At 29.5% G+C, this 15398-nt stretch carries 19 protein-coding genes; all 19 read left to right on the forward strand.

Annotated elements, in window-relative coordinates:
• The first annotated feature begins 7 nt into the window (after positions 1 to 7).
• Complete coding sequence (locus VN21_RS10780) at positions 8 to 760, forward strand: 16S rRNA (uracil(1498)-N(3))-methyltransferase (RefSeq protein WP_046823277.1); 753 nt, start codon at positions 8 to 10, stop codon at positions 758 to 760.
• A 1-nt stretch (position 761) separates the two neighbouring features.
• Positions 762 to 2063 carry a tRNA (N(6)-L-threonylcarbamoyladenosine(37)-C(2))-methylthiotransferase MtaB gene (mtaB, locus tag VN21_RS10785; protein ID WP_046823278.1) on the forward strand — a complete coding sequence of 434 codons (1302 nt, stop codon included), beginning with the start codon at positions 762 to 764 and terminating at the stop codon, positions 2061 to 2063.
• Positions 2064 to 2104: 41 nt separating this feature from the next.
• Complete coding sequence (locus VN21_RS10790) at positions 2105 to 2452, forward strand: histidine triad nucleotide-binding protein (RefSeq protein ID WP_046823279.1); 348 nt, start codon at positions 2105 to 2107, stop codon at positions 2450 to 2452.
• Between the two features lie 161 nt (positions 2453 to 2613).
• Positions 2614 to 2793: a 30S ribosomal protein S21 gene (gene rpsU / locus VN21_RS10795; protein WP_021125460.1), complete on the forward strand. Its 180-nt coding sequence runs from the start codon at positions 2614 to 2616 to the stop codon at positions 2791 to 2793.
• A 26-nt stretch (positions 2794 to 2819) separates the two neighbouring features.
• Positions 2820 to 3263 (forward strand): GatB/YqeY domain-containing protein, encoded by a 444-nt coding sequence (locus VN21_RS10800; protein ID WP_046823280.1) that lies wholly within the window; start codon positions 2820 to 2822, stop codon positions 3261 to 3263.
• A 124-nt stretch (positions 3264 to 3387) separates the two neighbouring features.
• Positions 3388 to 3894 (forward strand): TspO/MBR family protein, encoded by a 507-nt coding sequence (locus VN21_RS10805; protein WP_226896701.1) that lies wholly within the window; start codon positions 3388 to 3390, stop codon positions 3892 to 3894.
• Positions 3895 to 4041: 147 nt separating this feature from the next.
• Positions 4042 to 4278 carry a YabP/YqfC family sporulation protein gene (locus VN21_RS10810; protein ID WP_046823282.1) on the forward strand — a complete coding sequence of 79 codons (237 nt, stop codon included), beginning with the start codon at positions 4042 to 4044 and terminating at the stop codon, positions 4276 to 4278.
• A gap of 13 nt (positions 4279 to 4291) precedes the next feature.
• On the forward strand, positions 4292 to 5596 hold the full coding sequence (gene yqfD / locus VN21_RS10815; RefSeq protein WP_046823283.1) for a sporulation protein YqfD: 1305 nt from the start codon (positions 4292 to 4294) through the stop codon (positions 5594 to 5596).
• Between the two features lie 12 nt (positions 5597 to 5608).
• Complete coding sequence (locus VN21_RS10820; protein ID WP_046823284.1) at positions 5609 to 6610, forward strand: PhoH family protein; 1002 nt, start codon at positions 5609 to 5611, stop codon at positions 6608 to 6610.
• Positions 6611 to 6613: 3 nt separating this feature from the next.
• Positions 6614 to 7072: an rRNA maturation RNase YbeY gene (gene ybeY / locus VN21_RS10825; RefSeq protein ID WP_046823285.1), complete on the forward strand. Its 459-nt coding sequence runs from the start codon at positions 6614 to 6616 to the stop codon at positions 7070 to 7072.
• A 4-nt stretch (positions 7073 to 7076) separates the two neighbouring features.
• Complete coding sequence (locus VN21_RS10830; RefSeq protein ID WP_021429952.1) at positions 7077 to 7790, forward strand: diacylglycerol kinase; 714 nt, start codon at positions 7077 to 7079, stop codon at positions 7788 to 7790.
• Between the two features lie 134 nt (positions 7791 to 7924).
• Entirely contained in the window at positions 7925 to 8326 is a 402-nt protein-coding gene (gene cdd / locus VN21_RS10835) for a cytidine deaminase (RefSeq protein ID WP_046823294.1), read from the forward strand.
• 39 nt (positions 8327 to 8365) lie between these two features.
• Positions 8366 to 9256, forward strand: coding sequence for a GTPase Era (gene era, locus VN21_RS10840; protein ID WP_046823286.1), 891 nt, complete (start codon positions 8366 to 8368; stop codon positions 9254 to 9256).
• 14 nt (positions 9257 to 9270) lie between these two features.
• Positions 9271 to 10650 carry a magnesium transporter gene (gene mgtE / locus VN21_RS10845; protein ID WP_046823287.1) on the forward strand — a complete coding sequence of 460 codons (1380 nt, stop codon included), beginning with the start codon at positions 9271 to 9273 and terminating at the stop codon, positions 10648 to 10650.
• Between the two features lie 70 nt (positions 10651 to 10720).
• The gene (locus VN21_RS18420; protein ID WP_152650803.1) at positions 10721 to 10894 is read left to right on the forward strand and encodes a YqzL family protein; all 174 of its coding nucleotides are present in this window, start codon (positions 10721 to 10723) and stop codon (positions 10892 to 10894) included.
• Positions 10872 to 11618: a DNA repair protein RecO gene (recO, locus tag VN21_RS10850; protein ID WP_332840874.1), complete on the forward strand. Its 747-nt coding sequence runs from the start codon at positions 10872 to 10874 to the stop codon at positions 11616 to 11618. The genes VN21_RS18420 and recO overlap by 23 nt, the downstream gene beginning before the upstream one ends.
• The gene (locus tag VN21_RS10855; RefSeq protein WP_046823289.1) at positions 11611 to 12186 is read left to right on the forward strand and encodes a DUF4342 domain-containing protein; all 576 of its coding nucleotides are present in this window, start codon (positions 11611 to 11613) and stop codon (positions 12184 to 12186) included. Before recO ends, VN21_RS10855 begins: the two co-directional genes overlap by 8 nt.
• 136 nt (positions 12187 to 12322) lie before the next feature.
• Entirely contained in the window at positions 12323 to 13201 is an 879-nt protein-coding gene (glyQ, locus tag VN21_RS10860) for a glycine--tRNA ligase subunit alpha (RefSeq protein WP_021429889.1), read from the forward strand.
• The gene (gene glyS, locus VN21_RS10865; RefSeq protein WP_046823290.1) at positions 13201 to 15267 is read left to right on the forward strand and encodes a glycine--tRNA ligase subunit beta; all 2067 of its coding nucleotides are present in this window, start codon (positions 13201 to 13203) and stop codon (positions 15265 to 15267) included. Before glyQ ends, glyS begins: the two co-directional genes overlap by 1 nt.
• Positions 15268 to 15398 lie beyond the last annotated feature (131 nt).

A 15398-nucleotide genomic window follows, 5' to 3' on the forward strand; every position in this document is an offset into this window, starting at 1 on the left:
GAATTGCATGGATAGATTTTTTGTAGGAAAGAAAAATATAAACCTTGAAAATAAGACATGTATTATAGAAGGTGAAGATGTAAAACATATTTCTAAAGTTTTAAGATGTAGAATTGGAGAAGAACTAGAAGTATGTGATAATGACAACAATGAATACATATGTGAAATAACTAATATAGATAAGTCTCAAGTTGAACTTAATATAGTAGAGGTTGTAGACATAAAAAGAGAGTCTGATTTGAAAATAAAAGTATATCAAGGCCTTCCAAAAGGACCTAAGATGGAAATGATACTTCAAAAGTTAACTGAAGTTGGAGTAGACGAGATAATTCTAGTTCAGACGAAGAGAACTGTTGTTAAAGTTGATGATAAAAAAGAAGACAAGAAAATCGAAAGATGGGAAAGAATAATATATGAAGCTGCAAAGCAAAGTAAGCGTGGAAAAATTCCAAAATTAAGAGGAGTTTTAAGCTTTAAGGAAGCACTAGCTGATATGAAAGAAAATGACTTTAATATAGCTCCATATGAAAATGAAAGAACAAAATCGATTAAACAAGCTATAAAAGGTGTAGATATAAAAAATATAGGTATTTTCGTAGGACCAGAAGGCGGATTTGAAGATACTGAAATTAAAGCTATAGAAGAAATAGGTGGACAATCAGTGTCTCTTGGGCCTAGAATTCTAAGAACTGAAACAGCATCGCTTGTTGCATCATCTATAGTATTATACGAATTAAGTGACTTAGGAGGAAATGATTAGAGTGAAAAAAGTAGCTTTTTATACTTTAGGATGTAAAGTAAATCAATATGAAACAGAAGCTATGCTTGAGATGTTTAAAAAAGATGGATACACTCAAGTTGATAGTGAAGAATTTGCAGATGTTTATGTTATAAATACATGTACAGTAACACATATGAGTGATAGAAAATCACGTCAATATATAAGAAGAATGAAAAAGAAAAATCCAGATGCTATAATAGCTGTTGTTGGATGCTACTCTCAAGTTTCTCCAGAAGAAATTTTAGAAATAGAAGAAGTAAATTTAGTTATGGGAACTAACGAGAGAAGACAAATAGTTGAAGAAATAAAAAAATTAGATGCATCTAAAAAAGCTAGTACAGTTGACGATATAATGAAAGTAAGAGCTTTTGAAGAAATTGAAATAAATCAAGCTAATGGAAGAACTAGAGCATTTATGAAAATTCAAGATGGATGTGACAGATTCTGTTCTTACTGCATAATACCTTACGCAAGAGGTGGAAAAGTAAGAAGTAGAGATTTAGAGAGTGTAGTAAATGAAGCTAAGAAGTTAGCACATAATGGATACACAGAAATAGTTTTAACTGGGATACATGTTGCATCTTATGGAAAAGATGTAAAAGATGCTGAAGTTAATTTATTAAGTGTTATAAAGGCTATAGATGAAATTGACGGAGTTAAGAGAATAAGATTAAGTTCGGTAGAACCTATATTAATGACTGATGAATTTATAGACACAGTTTCTAAAATGCCAAAAGTATGTCCCCATTTCCATTTATCATTACAAAGTGGATGTGATGAAACATTAAAAAGAATGAATAGAAGATACACTACAGAAGAGTATAAGGAAATAGTTGATAAATTAAGAGAAAAGATGCCTGAAGTGGCAATAACTACAGATGTAATAGTTGGATTCCCAGGAGAAACTAATGATGAATTTAATAAAACATATGAGTTTTTAAGTGATATAAAACTTTCTCAAATGCATGTGTTTAAATACTCTCCAAGAAAAGGAACACCAGCAGCAACTATGGAAAATCAAATAGATCCTCAAATGAAGCAACTAAGAAGTGATAAATTAATATCATTAAATAAAAAGAATTTTAGTGATTTTGCAACAAACTTTATAGGAGAAGAGTTTGAAGTACTATTTGAACAGAATATAGAAGGCAAAAAATATGAAGGATTAACACCTAACTATATAAGAGTAGTAGTTGAAAGTGATGAAGATATACATGGTAAGATATTAAATACTAAAATATTACACGTAAAAGATGAATATGTAGAAGGAATTTTAGTATAATATGTAGAAATAATAACTCTTAACAGATAGGAGGTGTAAATATGAGCTGTATATTTTGTAAAATTATAAATGGAGAAATACCATCAAATAAAGTTTATGAAGATGATAAAGTCTTAGCTTTTAATGATATAAATCCTGTTGCACCATTACATGTTTTAGTTATACCTAAAAAGCACTATGAGTCAATAATAGACATAGGTGAAGAAAATATGGAAATAATTGCACATATTCATAAGGTTATTAATAAAATAGTTAAAGAAAAAGGATATGACAAAACTGGATTTAGAATAATAAATAACTGTGGAGATGATGGATGCCAAGAAGTTAAGCATATTCATTATCATGTGTTAGCAGGAAAAAAATTAGATTGGTATGATGCTGAGAAGTAATAGATAAATTAAACTTTTAGAGGTATTATTCATAAAAATACTTGAAAAAAAAATAAGATTAGTTTATAATAAACAAAGTGTGAGGTTGTAATGCATATTATGCAGATATAATCGAGTTACAGTCCCAGCATAATTTGCGCTATCGGAGGGAGGGAAAAAGAATGTCAGAAGTAAGAGTAAGAGAAAACGAAACATTAGACAGCGCTTTAAGAAGATTTAAGCGTTCATGTGCTATGTCTGGCATAATGTCTGAAGTAAGAAAAAGAGAACACTATGATAAGCCAAGCGTAAGACGTAAGAAAAAAGCTGAAGCTGCAAGAAGAAAAAACGCTAAGAAATAATTTTTGTAGATAAGAGGTGAAGGGATATGTCCCTTAAAGCAAAGTTACAAGAAGACTTAAAACTTGCTATGAAAAACAAAGATACAGTAAAAAAATCTGTTGTTACATTAATAAGAGCTGAAATCAAGCAGCGTGAAGTTGACACTAGAACAGAACTTGGTGATGACGAAATTATAGACGTAATAACAAAACAGTTAAAGCAACGTAGAGATGCGAAAACTGAATTTGCAAAAGCATCAAGAGACGATTTAGTTCAAGAGGCCGAAGCTGAGATTGAAGTATTAATGGAATACCTACCTCAACAGCTGAGCAAAGAAGAATTAAATGAGATAGTCAAAGATACTATATCTGAAGTAGGAGCTACTTCTATGAAAGATATGGGAAAAATCATGGCAGCTATAAAACCGAAAACAAAAGGTAGAGCTGACGGAAAAATGATAAATGAGTTAGTTAAATCTAACTTACAATAGATAGAAAAACCTAGAGCTAATGCTCTAGGTTTTTTGCTTTTAATTTTATAATCTTTGTCCAAAAAATTGTAATAATATTATTTTAGATAACATATTTATAAACTAAATAGAGGATAAAGAGAGGGTGAATTCATTGATCATATCTACAAAAGAAATAAAAAAGTTTATAATAAGTGTTTTTATACCTATTATAGTTGGTTTTTCTAGTAGCTTTATATCTGAATTTTTAAGTCAGACAAATACAAGTACATATTATTCAAATTTAATAAAACCAGGTTTTTTCCCTCCGGGGTATGTATTTCCTATAGTGTGGACTATTTTGTATGTACTTATGGGTATCTCGGCTTATTTAATTTCTAAAAAAGGATTGAACACTCTTAAAGTAAGAGATGCAATGTTTTATTATTACTTACAATTAGGATTGAACTTTATATGGCCTATTTTATTCTTTGGATTAGGGCTTAGATTCACAGCTTTGATAGTTATAGGACTTATGATAGTGATTGTATTAATTATGATAACTAAATTTGCTAAAATTGACAAAAGAGCAGCTTATATAAATTTACCATATTTAGCTTGGTTATTTTATGCATTCTTTTTAAATTACGTTATATGGTCAATAAATAGATAAAAATAAAAGCCGGCTTGGCTTTATTTTTTTTGAAATAAAAGTCTCAAAATGTATTAAAGGAACATACTATTATATTAAGGCTTAGAAACTAATACAAGTAATTAAAATAAAAAAAAGGACATAGAATATATTAAGGGGGTTATGAGTATGATAGAAGTTCCTACTGATTTACAGGTAAATCAACCTACAGTTACTGTTTTGGGGAATACATTTATGAGCATAGAAAACTACAAGTCCATATTAGAATACGATGTAAATTTAATTAAAATAAAAACAAAGTTAAATACCATAAAAATATGTGGGGAAAAGCTATATTTAAAGCATATTACAGAGACGGAGATAGGAATAAAAGGAATTATATATAGTGTAGAATACACTACATAGGGGGGAATTACGCTTGATAAGTTATATTAGAGGTTACTATGTAGTAACGATAGAGGGTATAAATACAGAAAAATTTTTAAACATACTAATAAGAAATAAAGTTAATGTTTATGATGTAAAACGAATTTCAAACACAAAAATTGAACTTAAGGTTGATAGGAAAAGTATGCGAACATTTAAAAGTATTTATAGAGGCAGTAAGTTTGAGGTTAAAATAAAGCAAAAAACAGGGTTGCCTTTTTTTGCTAGGCGTATATATAGATACAAAGGAATGTGGATTTGTGCTATACTTTCCTTGATTTTATTAATGAGTACATCGTTATTTGTAACAGATGTATACATAAAAGCTCCAGAGGGAATTGACAAAGTGCTTGTAAGGAAGGAACTTGAAAAAGCAGGTGTAAAGCCTGGTGTGTATAAAAAGGGCATAGATAGAAAAGAAGTAAGAGATCAAATAATGGGAGAGTTCGGGGATATTGCCTATGTATCTATAAATGTAAAAGGAACTAATATATTTGTTACAGTGACGAAGAAAGATGAATCATTAGAAGAGAAAAAAGAAACTAATTATTGTAATATAATTGCTAAGAAAAATGGTATAATAGAGAAGGTAATACCAAGAAGTGGTAAACAAGTTGCTAATGTAGGTGATATAGTAAGAAAAGGAGACGTCTTAGTATCGGGATCGAACACTAAATCTCTACCAGAAGTATGGGCAACTACATTTTACGAGTCAAAACAAAGTACAAATTACATAGACAAGGTTAAAACAAGAACTGGTAATAAAAAAACAGTATATACATTTAGCTTCTATGATAAAAAATATACATTAAGAAGAAATATAGACTTTAAAAATTACGAAATCGAAAACAAAGAACATGTTTTAAATATTGGAGACTATACTTTTCCTTTAAAAATAAAGTCTAGTATTTTCCATGAAGTAAATGTAAAAGAAGTTGAGAAAAATAAAGAAGAAGTAAAAGAAGATTTAAAACAAAAGGCTCTTAAAGAACTTGAGTACACTATCCCTGTGGATTCAAGATATAAAGATGTTAAACATCAATACAAAGTTAAAAAAGATAAATTAGAGTACATAGTAACTGTTACAACTTTAGAAAATATAGCTAAGGTACACTCTTTAAGCAAATCGGAAGCTGAAGAATTAATTAGACAAGAAAGTAAGCCTAAAGAAGGTGAAGAAGAAGTACCTTCAAATCCAGATAAAAGACCTATTAATGATATAAGAAATGAATTTAAGGATATAAATAAAGATAAAGATGCAAAAGATAAAGAAGAAGTTCAAACAAGGGATAACTAAGGAGGATAAACGTTGATAGTACAAAAGAGTTTTGAAATAACAGATGATAAATTTGAAAGAGAACTATTTGGAAACTTTGACGAAAATATAAAAATAATAGAGAAGAGTTTAAATGTAGATGTACTGTTAAGAGAAGGAAATATAGTTTTGATAGGTCAAAGTAAAAATGTAGAAAAAGCAATAGAATTTATAAATGAATTATATAAAAATTTTAAAATAGGTAAAACTTTAGATAAACAGAGTATTACTTATGCTATAGAGCTATTAAATGAAGGAAATAAAGATCAAATAGAAGAATTAGAAGATACTATAGCTGTAACAAAAAAAGGTAGAGAAGTTAAACCTAAAACAATAGGTCAAAAACATTATATAAACCTTATTAGAAATAACGATATAACACTTGGAGTTGGGCCGGCTGGAACAGGTAAAACATATCTTGCGGTAGCTATGGCGGTTAGAGCTTTTAAAAAAGATGAAATAAGTAGAATTATATTAACTAGACCGGCTGTTGAGGCAGGTGAAAGCTTAGGTTTTTTACCAGGAGATATGAAAGATAAAGTAGACCCTTATCTAAGACCTCTTTACGATGCATTATTTGATATGTTAGGCGATGAAAAATGTGCTAAGTATATTGAAAGAGGAATAATAGAAGTTGCTCCATTAGCTTTTATGAGAGGAAGAACTCTAGATAATGCATTCATAATTTTAGATGAAGCTCAAAATACAACTTCAGAGCAAATGAAGATGTTTTTAACTAGATTAGGTTTTGAATCAAAAGCTGTAGTTACTGGAGATCTAACACAAATAGATTTACCAAATAAATATAAAAGTGGATTAATTCAAGCTATGGACGTTTTAAAAGATGTAGATGGAGTTGGTATAAACAAGTTTACAGAAAAAGATGTCGTTAGGCATGAATTAGTACAAAGAATAATTAAAGCTTATGAAAAGTTTGATGAAGAACAAGAGTTAAATAAATTTAATGATGATAGAAACAAAAGAAATAGGAGATAAATTATGGAAATTATATTAGACAATAGACAAGATAAAATAAAAGTAAGTGAAGACCTTTTAGGAAAAATCAATGATATAATCGTTGAAACATTATACTACGAAGGTTATGATGACAATTATGAAGTAAGTTTATCTTTTGTTGATAATGAAGAAATTCATGAATTAAATAGAGAATATAGAGGTGTAGATAGAGCTACAGATGTTTTATCTTTTCCACTTTTAACAGATGAATTTGATGTTGAAATAGAAGAAGAATCTTTAGGAGATATTGTTATATCTCTAGAAAGAGCTTTAGAACAAAGTGAAGAATATAATCATAGCTTTGAAAGAGAAGTATGCTTTTTAGTATGTCATAGTATGTTCCATTTATTAGGTTATGACCATGATACTGAAGAAAATACAAAGGATATGAGAAAAAGAGAAGAGGATGTACTAAACAAGCTTAATATAACAAGGGAGTAAACTTATGGGTAAAAAGAAAGGTAAACAAGGGATAATAAATGCCTTTAATGCAGCTATTGCTGGAATTTTATACACTTTCAAGCATGAAAGAAATATGAAAATACACTACTTTGTTGCAGCTTTAGTTCTTACAATTAGTTTGTTTTGTGAATTTAATAAATTTGAAATGATGCTATTATTATTTACAATAAGCTTAGTTGTAATATCAGAAATGTTTAATACAGCTATAGAAAAAACTGTAGACATGATAACGGATACATATCACCCATTAGCTAAAATAGCAAAAGATGTTGCTGCTGGAGGAGTATTGATAGCGAGTTTAAATGCTTGTATAATTGGATACTTACTATTTTATGATAAACTAGAAACTGTAGGTGCATCTGTATTTTTTACAATAAGAAAATCGCCAATTCATGTTACTCTTATATGTATAGTTTTAGTTTTAATAGCAGTAGTAGTAGTGAAATCATTAACATCTACAGGAACTCCTCTACAAGGAGGAATGCCAAGTGGTCATTCGGCGCTTGCTTTTGCACTTGCTACACTTGTAACATTTATGACAGAAAGAGTGGTAGCATCTACACTTGCTTACTTAATGGCAGTTTTAGTTGCACAAAGTAGAATAGAAGGTAAAATACATACTTTTTGGGAAACTGTAGCGGGGGCATTACTTGGAGTTTTGGTAGCTATGTTAGTTTTACAAATAGCTCAATATTAAAAGGTGGGAAAGTTATTCCCGCTTTTTTTTGAAAGGAAATATAAATATACTTTTTTCTTTTTTTCTATTTTGGTATAATGTAATGTACTACTTAAAATATAATGTATAGGTGGTCTTTGATGGAGGTTAATATAATGGATAATAGAGAATTATTAGAAATAGCAGAAAAAGCAAGAGAACACTCTTATTCACCATATTCAAATTTTAAAGTTGGTGCAGCACTTTTAACTAAGAGTGGTAAAGTTTTTACAGGCTGCAATGTAGAATGTGCATCTTTTGGAGGGACAAATTGCGCTGAAAGAACTGCGCTATTTAAAGCTATCTCTGAAGGGTATAAAGATATAGAGGCAATAGCTGTTGCTAGTACTAATTCAGAAAAAAATGAGCCTACATATCCGTGTGCTATATGTAGACAGGTAATAATTGAGTTTGGGCCACACATAAGAATAATAACTGGATACTCACAAGGAGATATACAGGAACAAACTATCGCAGAATTAGTTCCACATTATTTCTCAGGTAGTGACTTCAAATAAATTAAAACAACAAAAGATAAATTGAAAAGAGGAATTAATATGTTTAAATCAGGATTTGTTAGTATAGTAGGAAGACCAAATGTTGGGAAATCTACTCTTATGAATAGCGTAGTTGGAGAAAAAATAGCTATAATGAGTGATAAACCACAAACAACAAGAAACACTATACAAGCAGTTTATACAGACAAAGAATGTCAAATGGTATTTTTAGATACACCAGGTATTCATAAGCCTAAAAATAAATTAGGAGAATTTATGGTAAAATCGGCTACAGATGCGTTTAAAAATGTCGATGTAGTATTATATGTAGTTGATGAGTCTAAGAAAATTGGACCAGGAGACAGAATGATAATTGAAAATTTAAGAGGAATAAAAACTCCTAAAATTTTAGTTTTAAACAAAATTGATATGTTAAGTGAAGAAGAATTATTCGACTTAATGAAAATGTATGATGCTGAAAATATGTTTGATGAGATTGTTCCAATTTCAGCATTAAAAGGGAAGAATACTGATAGACTACTAAAAGTAATAGAAAGATACTTAGAGGAAGGGCCTCAATATTTCCCAGAGTATATGATAACAGATCAACCTGAAAGAGTTTTAGTATCTGAACTTATAAGAGAAAAAGTTCTACATTATGTACATGATGAGATACCTCATGGAGTTGCTGTAGAGATAGAAAGAATGAAAAAAAGACCAGATAAAGATATAATAGATATATCTGCTGTTATATACTGTGAAAGAGATTCACATAAAGGTATAATAATAGGTAAGAATGGTAGAAAGTTAAAAGGAATAGGAAAATCAGCAAGAGAAGAGATTGAATTATTACTAGGATCTCAGATTAACCTTCAAGTTTGGGTTAAAGTTAAAGAAAATTGGAGAAACCTACAAAGTTTTATAAATAACTTTGGGTATACTGAAAAATAATAAAGGTGGGTTTTATGGATAGGAAAGATGAACATTCCAAGCTGCTGTTAAATCAAGTTGAAGATTTAATAGACAACAATAAAATTTTAGAATTAAGAGAATTAATGGAAGAATATCATAACAGGGATATTTTTGACATATTAGAAAACTTAGATGAAGACAAACAAATAAAGCTTTTTGAAATATTACCTATAGATATGGCAGCTTCCATACTTGATGAAACTGATTCAGAATTTTTTAGGCATATACTTTCTAAGTTAAACATAGAGCATAAAGCTAATATTTTAGAAATGATGTCTTTAGATGACATGGCAGATATCTTAGGAGAGTTAGAAGAAAGTGAAAGAGAAGAAATTATAAACCTTCTAAATCAAGAAGATGCCCAAGACGTAAAAGAACTTCTTATATATGAAGAAGAATCTGCTGGAGGTATAATGACAACTGGGTACATATCTATAAATAAAGATATGACAGCAAAAGAGGCCATAGAATACATGCGAGAGAATGCTGTAGATGCAGAAACAATCTACTATATGTATGTGGTTGATAATTTTGATAAACTAGTTGGAGTATTATCTTTAAGAGAACTTATAATATCCAGAGATGATAGCATAATAGAAGATTTAATGAGTGAGAATATAATTTCTGTATATGTAGATGAAGACCGAGAAGAGGCTGTTAAGCTTGTTTCTAAGTACGACTTAATAGCTATACCAGTAATAGATAGAAATCGCATTTTAAAAGGAATTATAACAGTAGATGATGTAATAGATGTAATTGAAGAAGAAGCCAGTGAAGATATGTATAAATTCGCTGGTACATCAGAACAAGAAAGAGATACTATAGAACAAACTAATGTAGATCCAAAAGACAAGGTATTGTCATCTTTTAAAGCTAGAATACCTTGGCTTATAGTAACTTTAGTTGGTAGTTTTATAGCTACATTGATATTATCGAGTTTTGATTATGTAATAGATTCAAAGTATTTTCCTCTGATATACTTTGTTCCAGTTGTTACAGGTATGGCTGGGAATATAGGGACTCAAGCATCAGCACTTACTGTAATGGCACTGTCTAATAGAAAGTTAGATTTTAAAAATGTATTATTAGAAGGTATGGTAGGTGTATTTACAGGAATTATATGTAGTTTAATTATAGGAATAGCTACTTATGTTTTTGTAAAGGACACAAATATAGTTTTAATAGTATCTGTATCATTGCTTATAAATATGATAATAGGAGCGATGATTGGGTCATTTATACCTATGATGTTTAAAAAAATGGATGTAGATCCGTCAATTGTTTCTGCTCCATTAATAGCTACATCCCTTGATATAATTGGGATGGTTATCTATTTTTTAATAACAACAATTACATTGTCAAAAATTGTCTAACAACTTAATGCATTTTTTTCCCCTTTCTTACTAAAAATATAGTATAAGCGTAAGAAGGGGGTTTTTAAAAATGAACAATTTGTGTTGGGAACTTTTTAAAAAAACAGGAAGTATAGAAGCCTATCTATACTTAAAAAATAGCATAAATATAAATAATGGCGAAGTCAATATGAACAGGGAGATAGAAAACGACCATGATAATTGTGAACACCCAGGGGATAGTGCTAAGATCAGCAAGATATAAAGAAAATGATTTGATTTTAACAATATTTACACGAAAACTTGGGAAGATATCAGCTATAGCAAAAGGCGCAAAAAGAAATAAAAGCTCGTTATTATCTTCTTCTCAGGTTTTCTCATACTCTAATTTTACTTTAAAAAAACAAGGCAATATGTATAGAGTAAGTCAAAGTGAGACCATTAAAAATTTTTATGATATTGCATATGATATAGAAGCATTTTCCTACGCTACATATATAACGAGTTTAGTAGATGGATCTATATATGAAAATCAGACTAATAACAGGCTTTTTGTGTTACTAGCGCAAACTCTTTACCTATATACTCAAAATAAAGTTGATAAAGAATACATAACTAGAGCATTTGAACTAAAGTTTTTAGACTATATAGGCTTTAAACCAATAGTAAATAGATGTGTCAACTGCAATACTACAAATCTTAAAAGTAGTGTATTTAATGTTGACAAAGGTGGAATACTATGTGAAAAGTGTAAAGAAAACCATGTGTATAATTTTAAAATTGATAGTACTACTATAAAATTAATGGATTACATTTTTAGGAATGATATATTAACTTGTAGTAAGGCTAAGGTATCAAAATACTTAGTAAATGAACTAACAAAAATTTTAAAAGTTTACATTCAGGTTTACGTTGACAACGCAAACACAAAATCATTACACTTATTACAAGGAATAGAAAATAATAAAGGAGCTGATATTGATGACTGATATAACATTAGAAAAGATAGATCAAGTATTAGAGAGAGTTCCAAGTGCAAGTTATGCAGAAGCTAAAGAAGCATTAGTGATTAGCGATGGAAATGTACTAGATGCAATAATATATTTAGAGCAAAACAAAAAAACTGCAAAAGTAAAAAATAAAGCAAAAGAAAAAATGGAAACTGCTTTAGGAAAAGATACAGAAGAAATAAAGAATCAATTAAAAGAAATGCTAAAAAGAAGTAACGTTATAAGAGTAATAGTTGAAAAAGACAATAAGATTATAATGAATATTCCTTTAACAGTTGGAGTTGTTGGGTTAGCACTAGGACCTTTAGTTACATTAGTGGGACTTTCAGCAGCTGTAATAGGCAAATTTAATATAAAAGTTCAAAATGAAGAAGACAAAACAGTTGTTGATTTAGGAGAACTAAATGAAGATACATTAAATATGCTAAAAAATATGTTAACAAACACTGCAAAAGAAGTTACTGATGTAGTTAAACATAATAAAAAAGATGACAAAGATATAACTGAAGAATTAATAAAAGAGGATGACGATATAACTAAATACTAAAAAAGTGTTGACAAAACTAATATTTAAGCATATTGACAAATACTCTATACTTTGATATTCTAAAAGTTAGAAAATAACCATTTAATGGCCTTTCGTGTAGACGAAAGGCTTTGTTTTTAATACAGGAGGTATTCGTATGAATTTTCAAAATATGATACTAACATTACAAGATTATTGGGCTAAGCAAGGATGTATAATGATGCAACCTTATGACGTAGAAAAAGGTGCAGGAACAATGAACCCAAATACATTCTTAAGATCTTTAGGACCAGAACCTTGGAAAGTATGTTATGTAGAACCATCTAGAAGACCGGCAGATGGAAGATACGGTGAGAACCCAAATAGATTATATCAACATCACCAATTCCAAGTTATCTTAAAACCATCTCCAGATAATATACAAGAGTTATACTTAGGAAGTTTAGAGGCTATAGGAATAGATACAAAAGCACATGATATAAGATTTGTTGAAGATAACTGGGAAGCAACTGCTGTTGGGGCATGGGGCCTTGGTTGGGAAGTTTGGTTAGACGGTATGGAAATAACACAGTTTACTTACTTCCAACAAGTTGGTGGAATCGAGTGTGAGCTTGAAACAGGAGAAATTACATATGGTTTAGAAAGACTAGCTATGTACCTTCAAGAAGTTGAAAGTGTATACGATTTAAAATGGAATGATGAAATAACATATGGCGAAGTATTCAATAGAGCTGAATATGAAAACTCTGTATATGCATTTGAAGAGTGTGATGCAGATATGCTATTTAACTTATTTGATGTATATGAAAAAGAAGCATTAAGACTTATGGAAAAAGGATTAATAACTCCAGCATATGATTATGTGTTAAAATGTTCGCACACATTTAATACTCTAGACGCAAGAGGAGCTATAGGTGTAAGTCAAAGAGCTTCATTTATAAGTAGAGTTAGAAATATGGCTAGAACAGTAGCTAAGGCTTATGTAGAGTTAAGAAAAGAAATGGGATATCCACTTTTAAAGGAAGGTGACAAATAATGAAAAATTACCTTTTATTTGAAATAGGTGTTGAGGAATTACCTGCAAGATATGTAAATTCAGCAATGGACCAATTAAAAACTAACATAGTTAAATCTTTTAATGAAAATAGAATAACTTTTGATGAAGTTAATGTATATTCTACACCAAGAAGATTAACTGTTATAGTTAATAATATATGTGAAAAACAATCAGATTTAGAAGAAGAAGTAAAAGGACCAGCTAAGAGAATAGCGGTTGATGCTGAAGGCAACTATACTAAACCTCTTTTAGGATTTATGAAGAGCAAAGGTATAAAAGAAGAAGACTTATACTTTAAACAAGTTGGAAAAGAAGAATATGCTTTCGGTAAAATAAAGCAAGATGGACAATTAACTAGTGAAGTTTTAAAAAGCATACTTCCTGAAGCTATAAAATCTATGACGTTCCCTAAGGCTATGCATTGGGGTGGAAAGAACATGAGATTTATAAGACCAATAAGATGGATGGTTTGTATATTAAATGATTCTGTACTTGATATAGAGTTAGAAGGAATAGTATCATCTAATACTACTAAAGGACATAGATTCTTAGGAGAAAGTGAATTTGAAGTAAATACTTTAAATGAATACTTAACTAAGTTAGAAGAGAACTTTGTAATATTAAATCAAGACGAAAGAAAAGAATTAATAAAGAAACAATGTGACGATGTTGCTAAATCTTTAGGTGGAGAAATAGAGTTTGATGAAGAATTACTTGAAGAAGTAACTCATTTAGTAGAGTATCCAACTGCATTCTATGGAGAATTTGATGAAGATTATGCCAAACTTCCAAAAGAAGTTGTAATAACACCAATGAAACAACATCAAAGATATTTCCCTGTTTTAAAGGATGGAAAATTGCTTCCAAACTTTATAGCTGTTAGAAATGGAGATAGCCATAGAATTGATAACGTTAAAAAAGGTAATGAAAAAGTATTAGAAGCTAGACTTGCAGATGCATTATTCTTCTATAAAGAAGATACTAAGAAGTCTTTAGAAAGCTACATAGAAAAATTAAAAACTGTTGTGTTCCAAGCTAAACTTGGTACAGTTTATGATAAATCTTTAAGAATAGAAAAATTAGCTAATGATATATTAGAAAAATTAAATGAAACAGATATAAAAGAAGATACACTTCATGCAGCTAAATTATGCAAGGCAGACTTAGTTACAGGTATGGTATTTGAATTTACTGAACTTCAAGGTGTAATGGGAAGAGAATATGCAAAAGTAAGTGGTGAAAATGAAAATGTAGCAGAAGCTATATTTGAACATTATTTACCTAGATTTGCAGGAGATATACTTCCGGCTACTAAATCTGGAATAGTTTTATCTATAGCAGATAAATTAGATTCTATAGCAGGATTCTTTGCTATAGGAATACAACCAACAGGATCACAAGATCCATATGCTTTAAGAAGACAAGCATTAGGTATAATAAATATATTAATGGATAACAACTTAGATATAAGCTTAAGAGAACTTGTATCATTAACTCTTGATAATTATTCATTTATAGAGTTTGATAAAGATGAAGTTTTAAATCAAATAATGGAATTCTTCAAAGATAGAATAAAGAATTTATTTAGAGATTTAGGCATAAGATATGATGTTATAGATGCTATATTAAGTTCTAATATAGATGATATAGCTGATATGTATGCTAGAGCTAAGGCTTTAAACTCTTGGATAGATAAAGGTGAGTTAGTTGAAATGTTAACAGCGTTCAACAGGGTTGCTACTTTAGCAGAAAAAGCTGAAACTAATGAAGTTAATATAAACTTAATGAGAGAAGAAGCAGAATTTAATTTATATCAACAATTCCAAGAAATAAGTTCAAATGTTGAGCACTTATTAGCTAATAAAGAATATACAAAAGCTCTTGATGCATTCGCATCGTTAAGACCAGCAATAGATAATATGTTTGACTCAGTAATGATAATGGACAAGGACGAGGCTATAAAGAATAACAGATTAGCCATATTAAAACAAATATATGACATAATGTTAAATATTTGTGACCTATCAAAGATAGTGTACAAATAGTCTGTTAAAATAACCGAGGGAATTTTTCCTCGGTTATTTAAATCTTTAAGAAAAGTAGATTATAGGTTAAATTTTACCTAAAGTGGGATAAAAAAGGACCCTATGGCTAAAACTGTAATTAAATAAATAAG

This window comes from Paraclostridium benzoelyticum, from assembly GCF_001006285.1.
GTDB lineage: Bacteria > Bacillota > Clostridia > Peptostreptococcales > Peptostreptococcaceae > Paraclostridium > Paraclostridium benzoelyticum.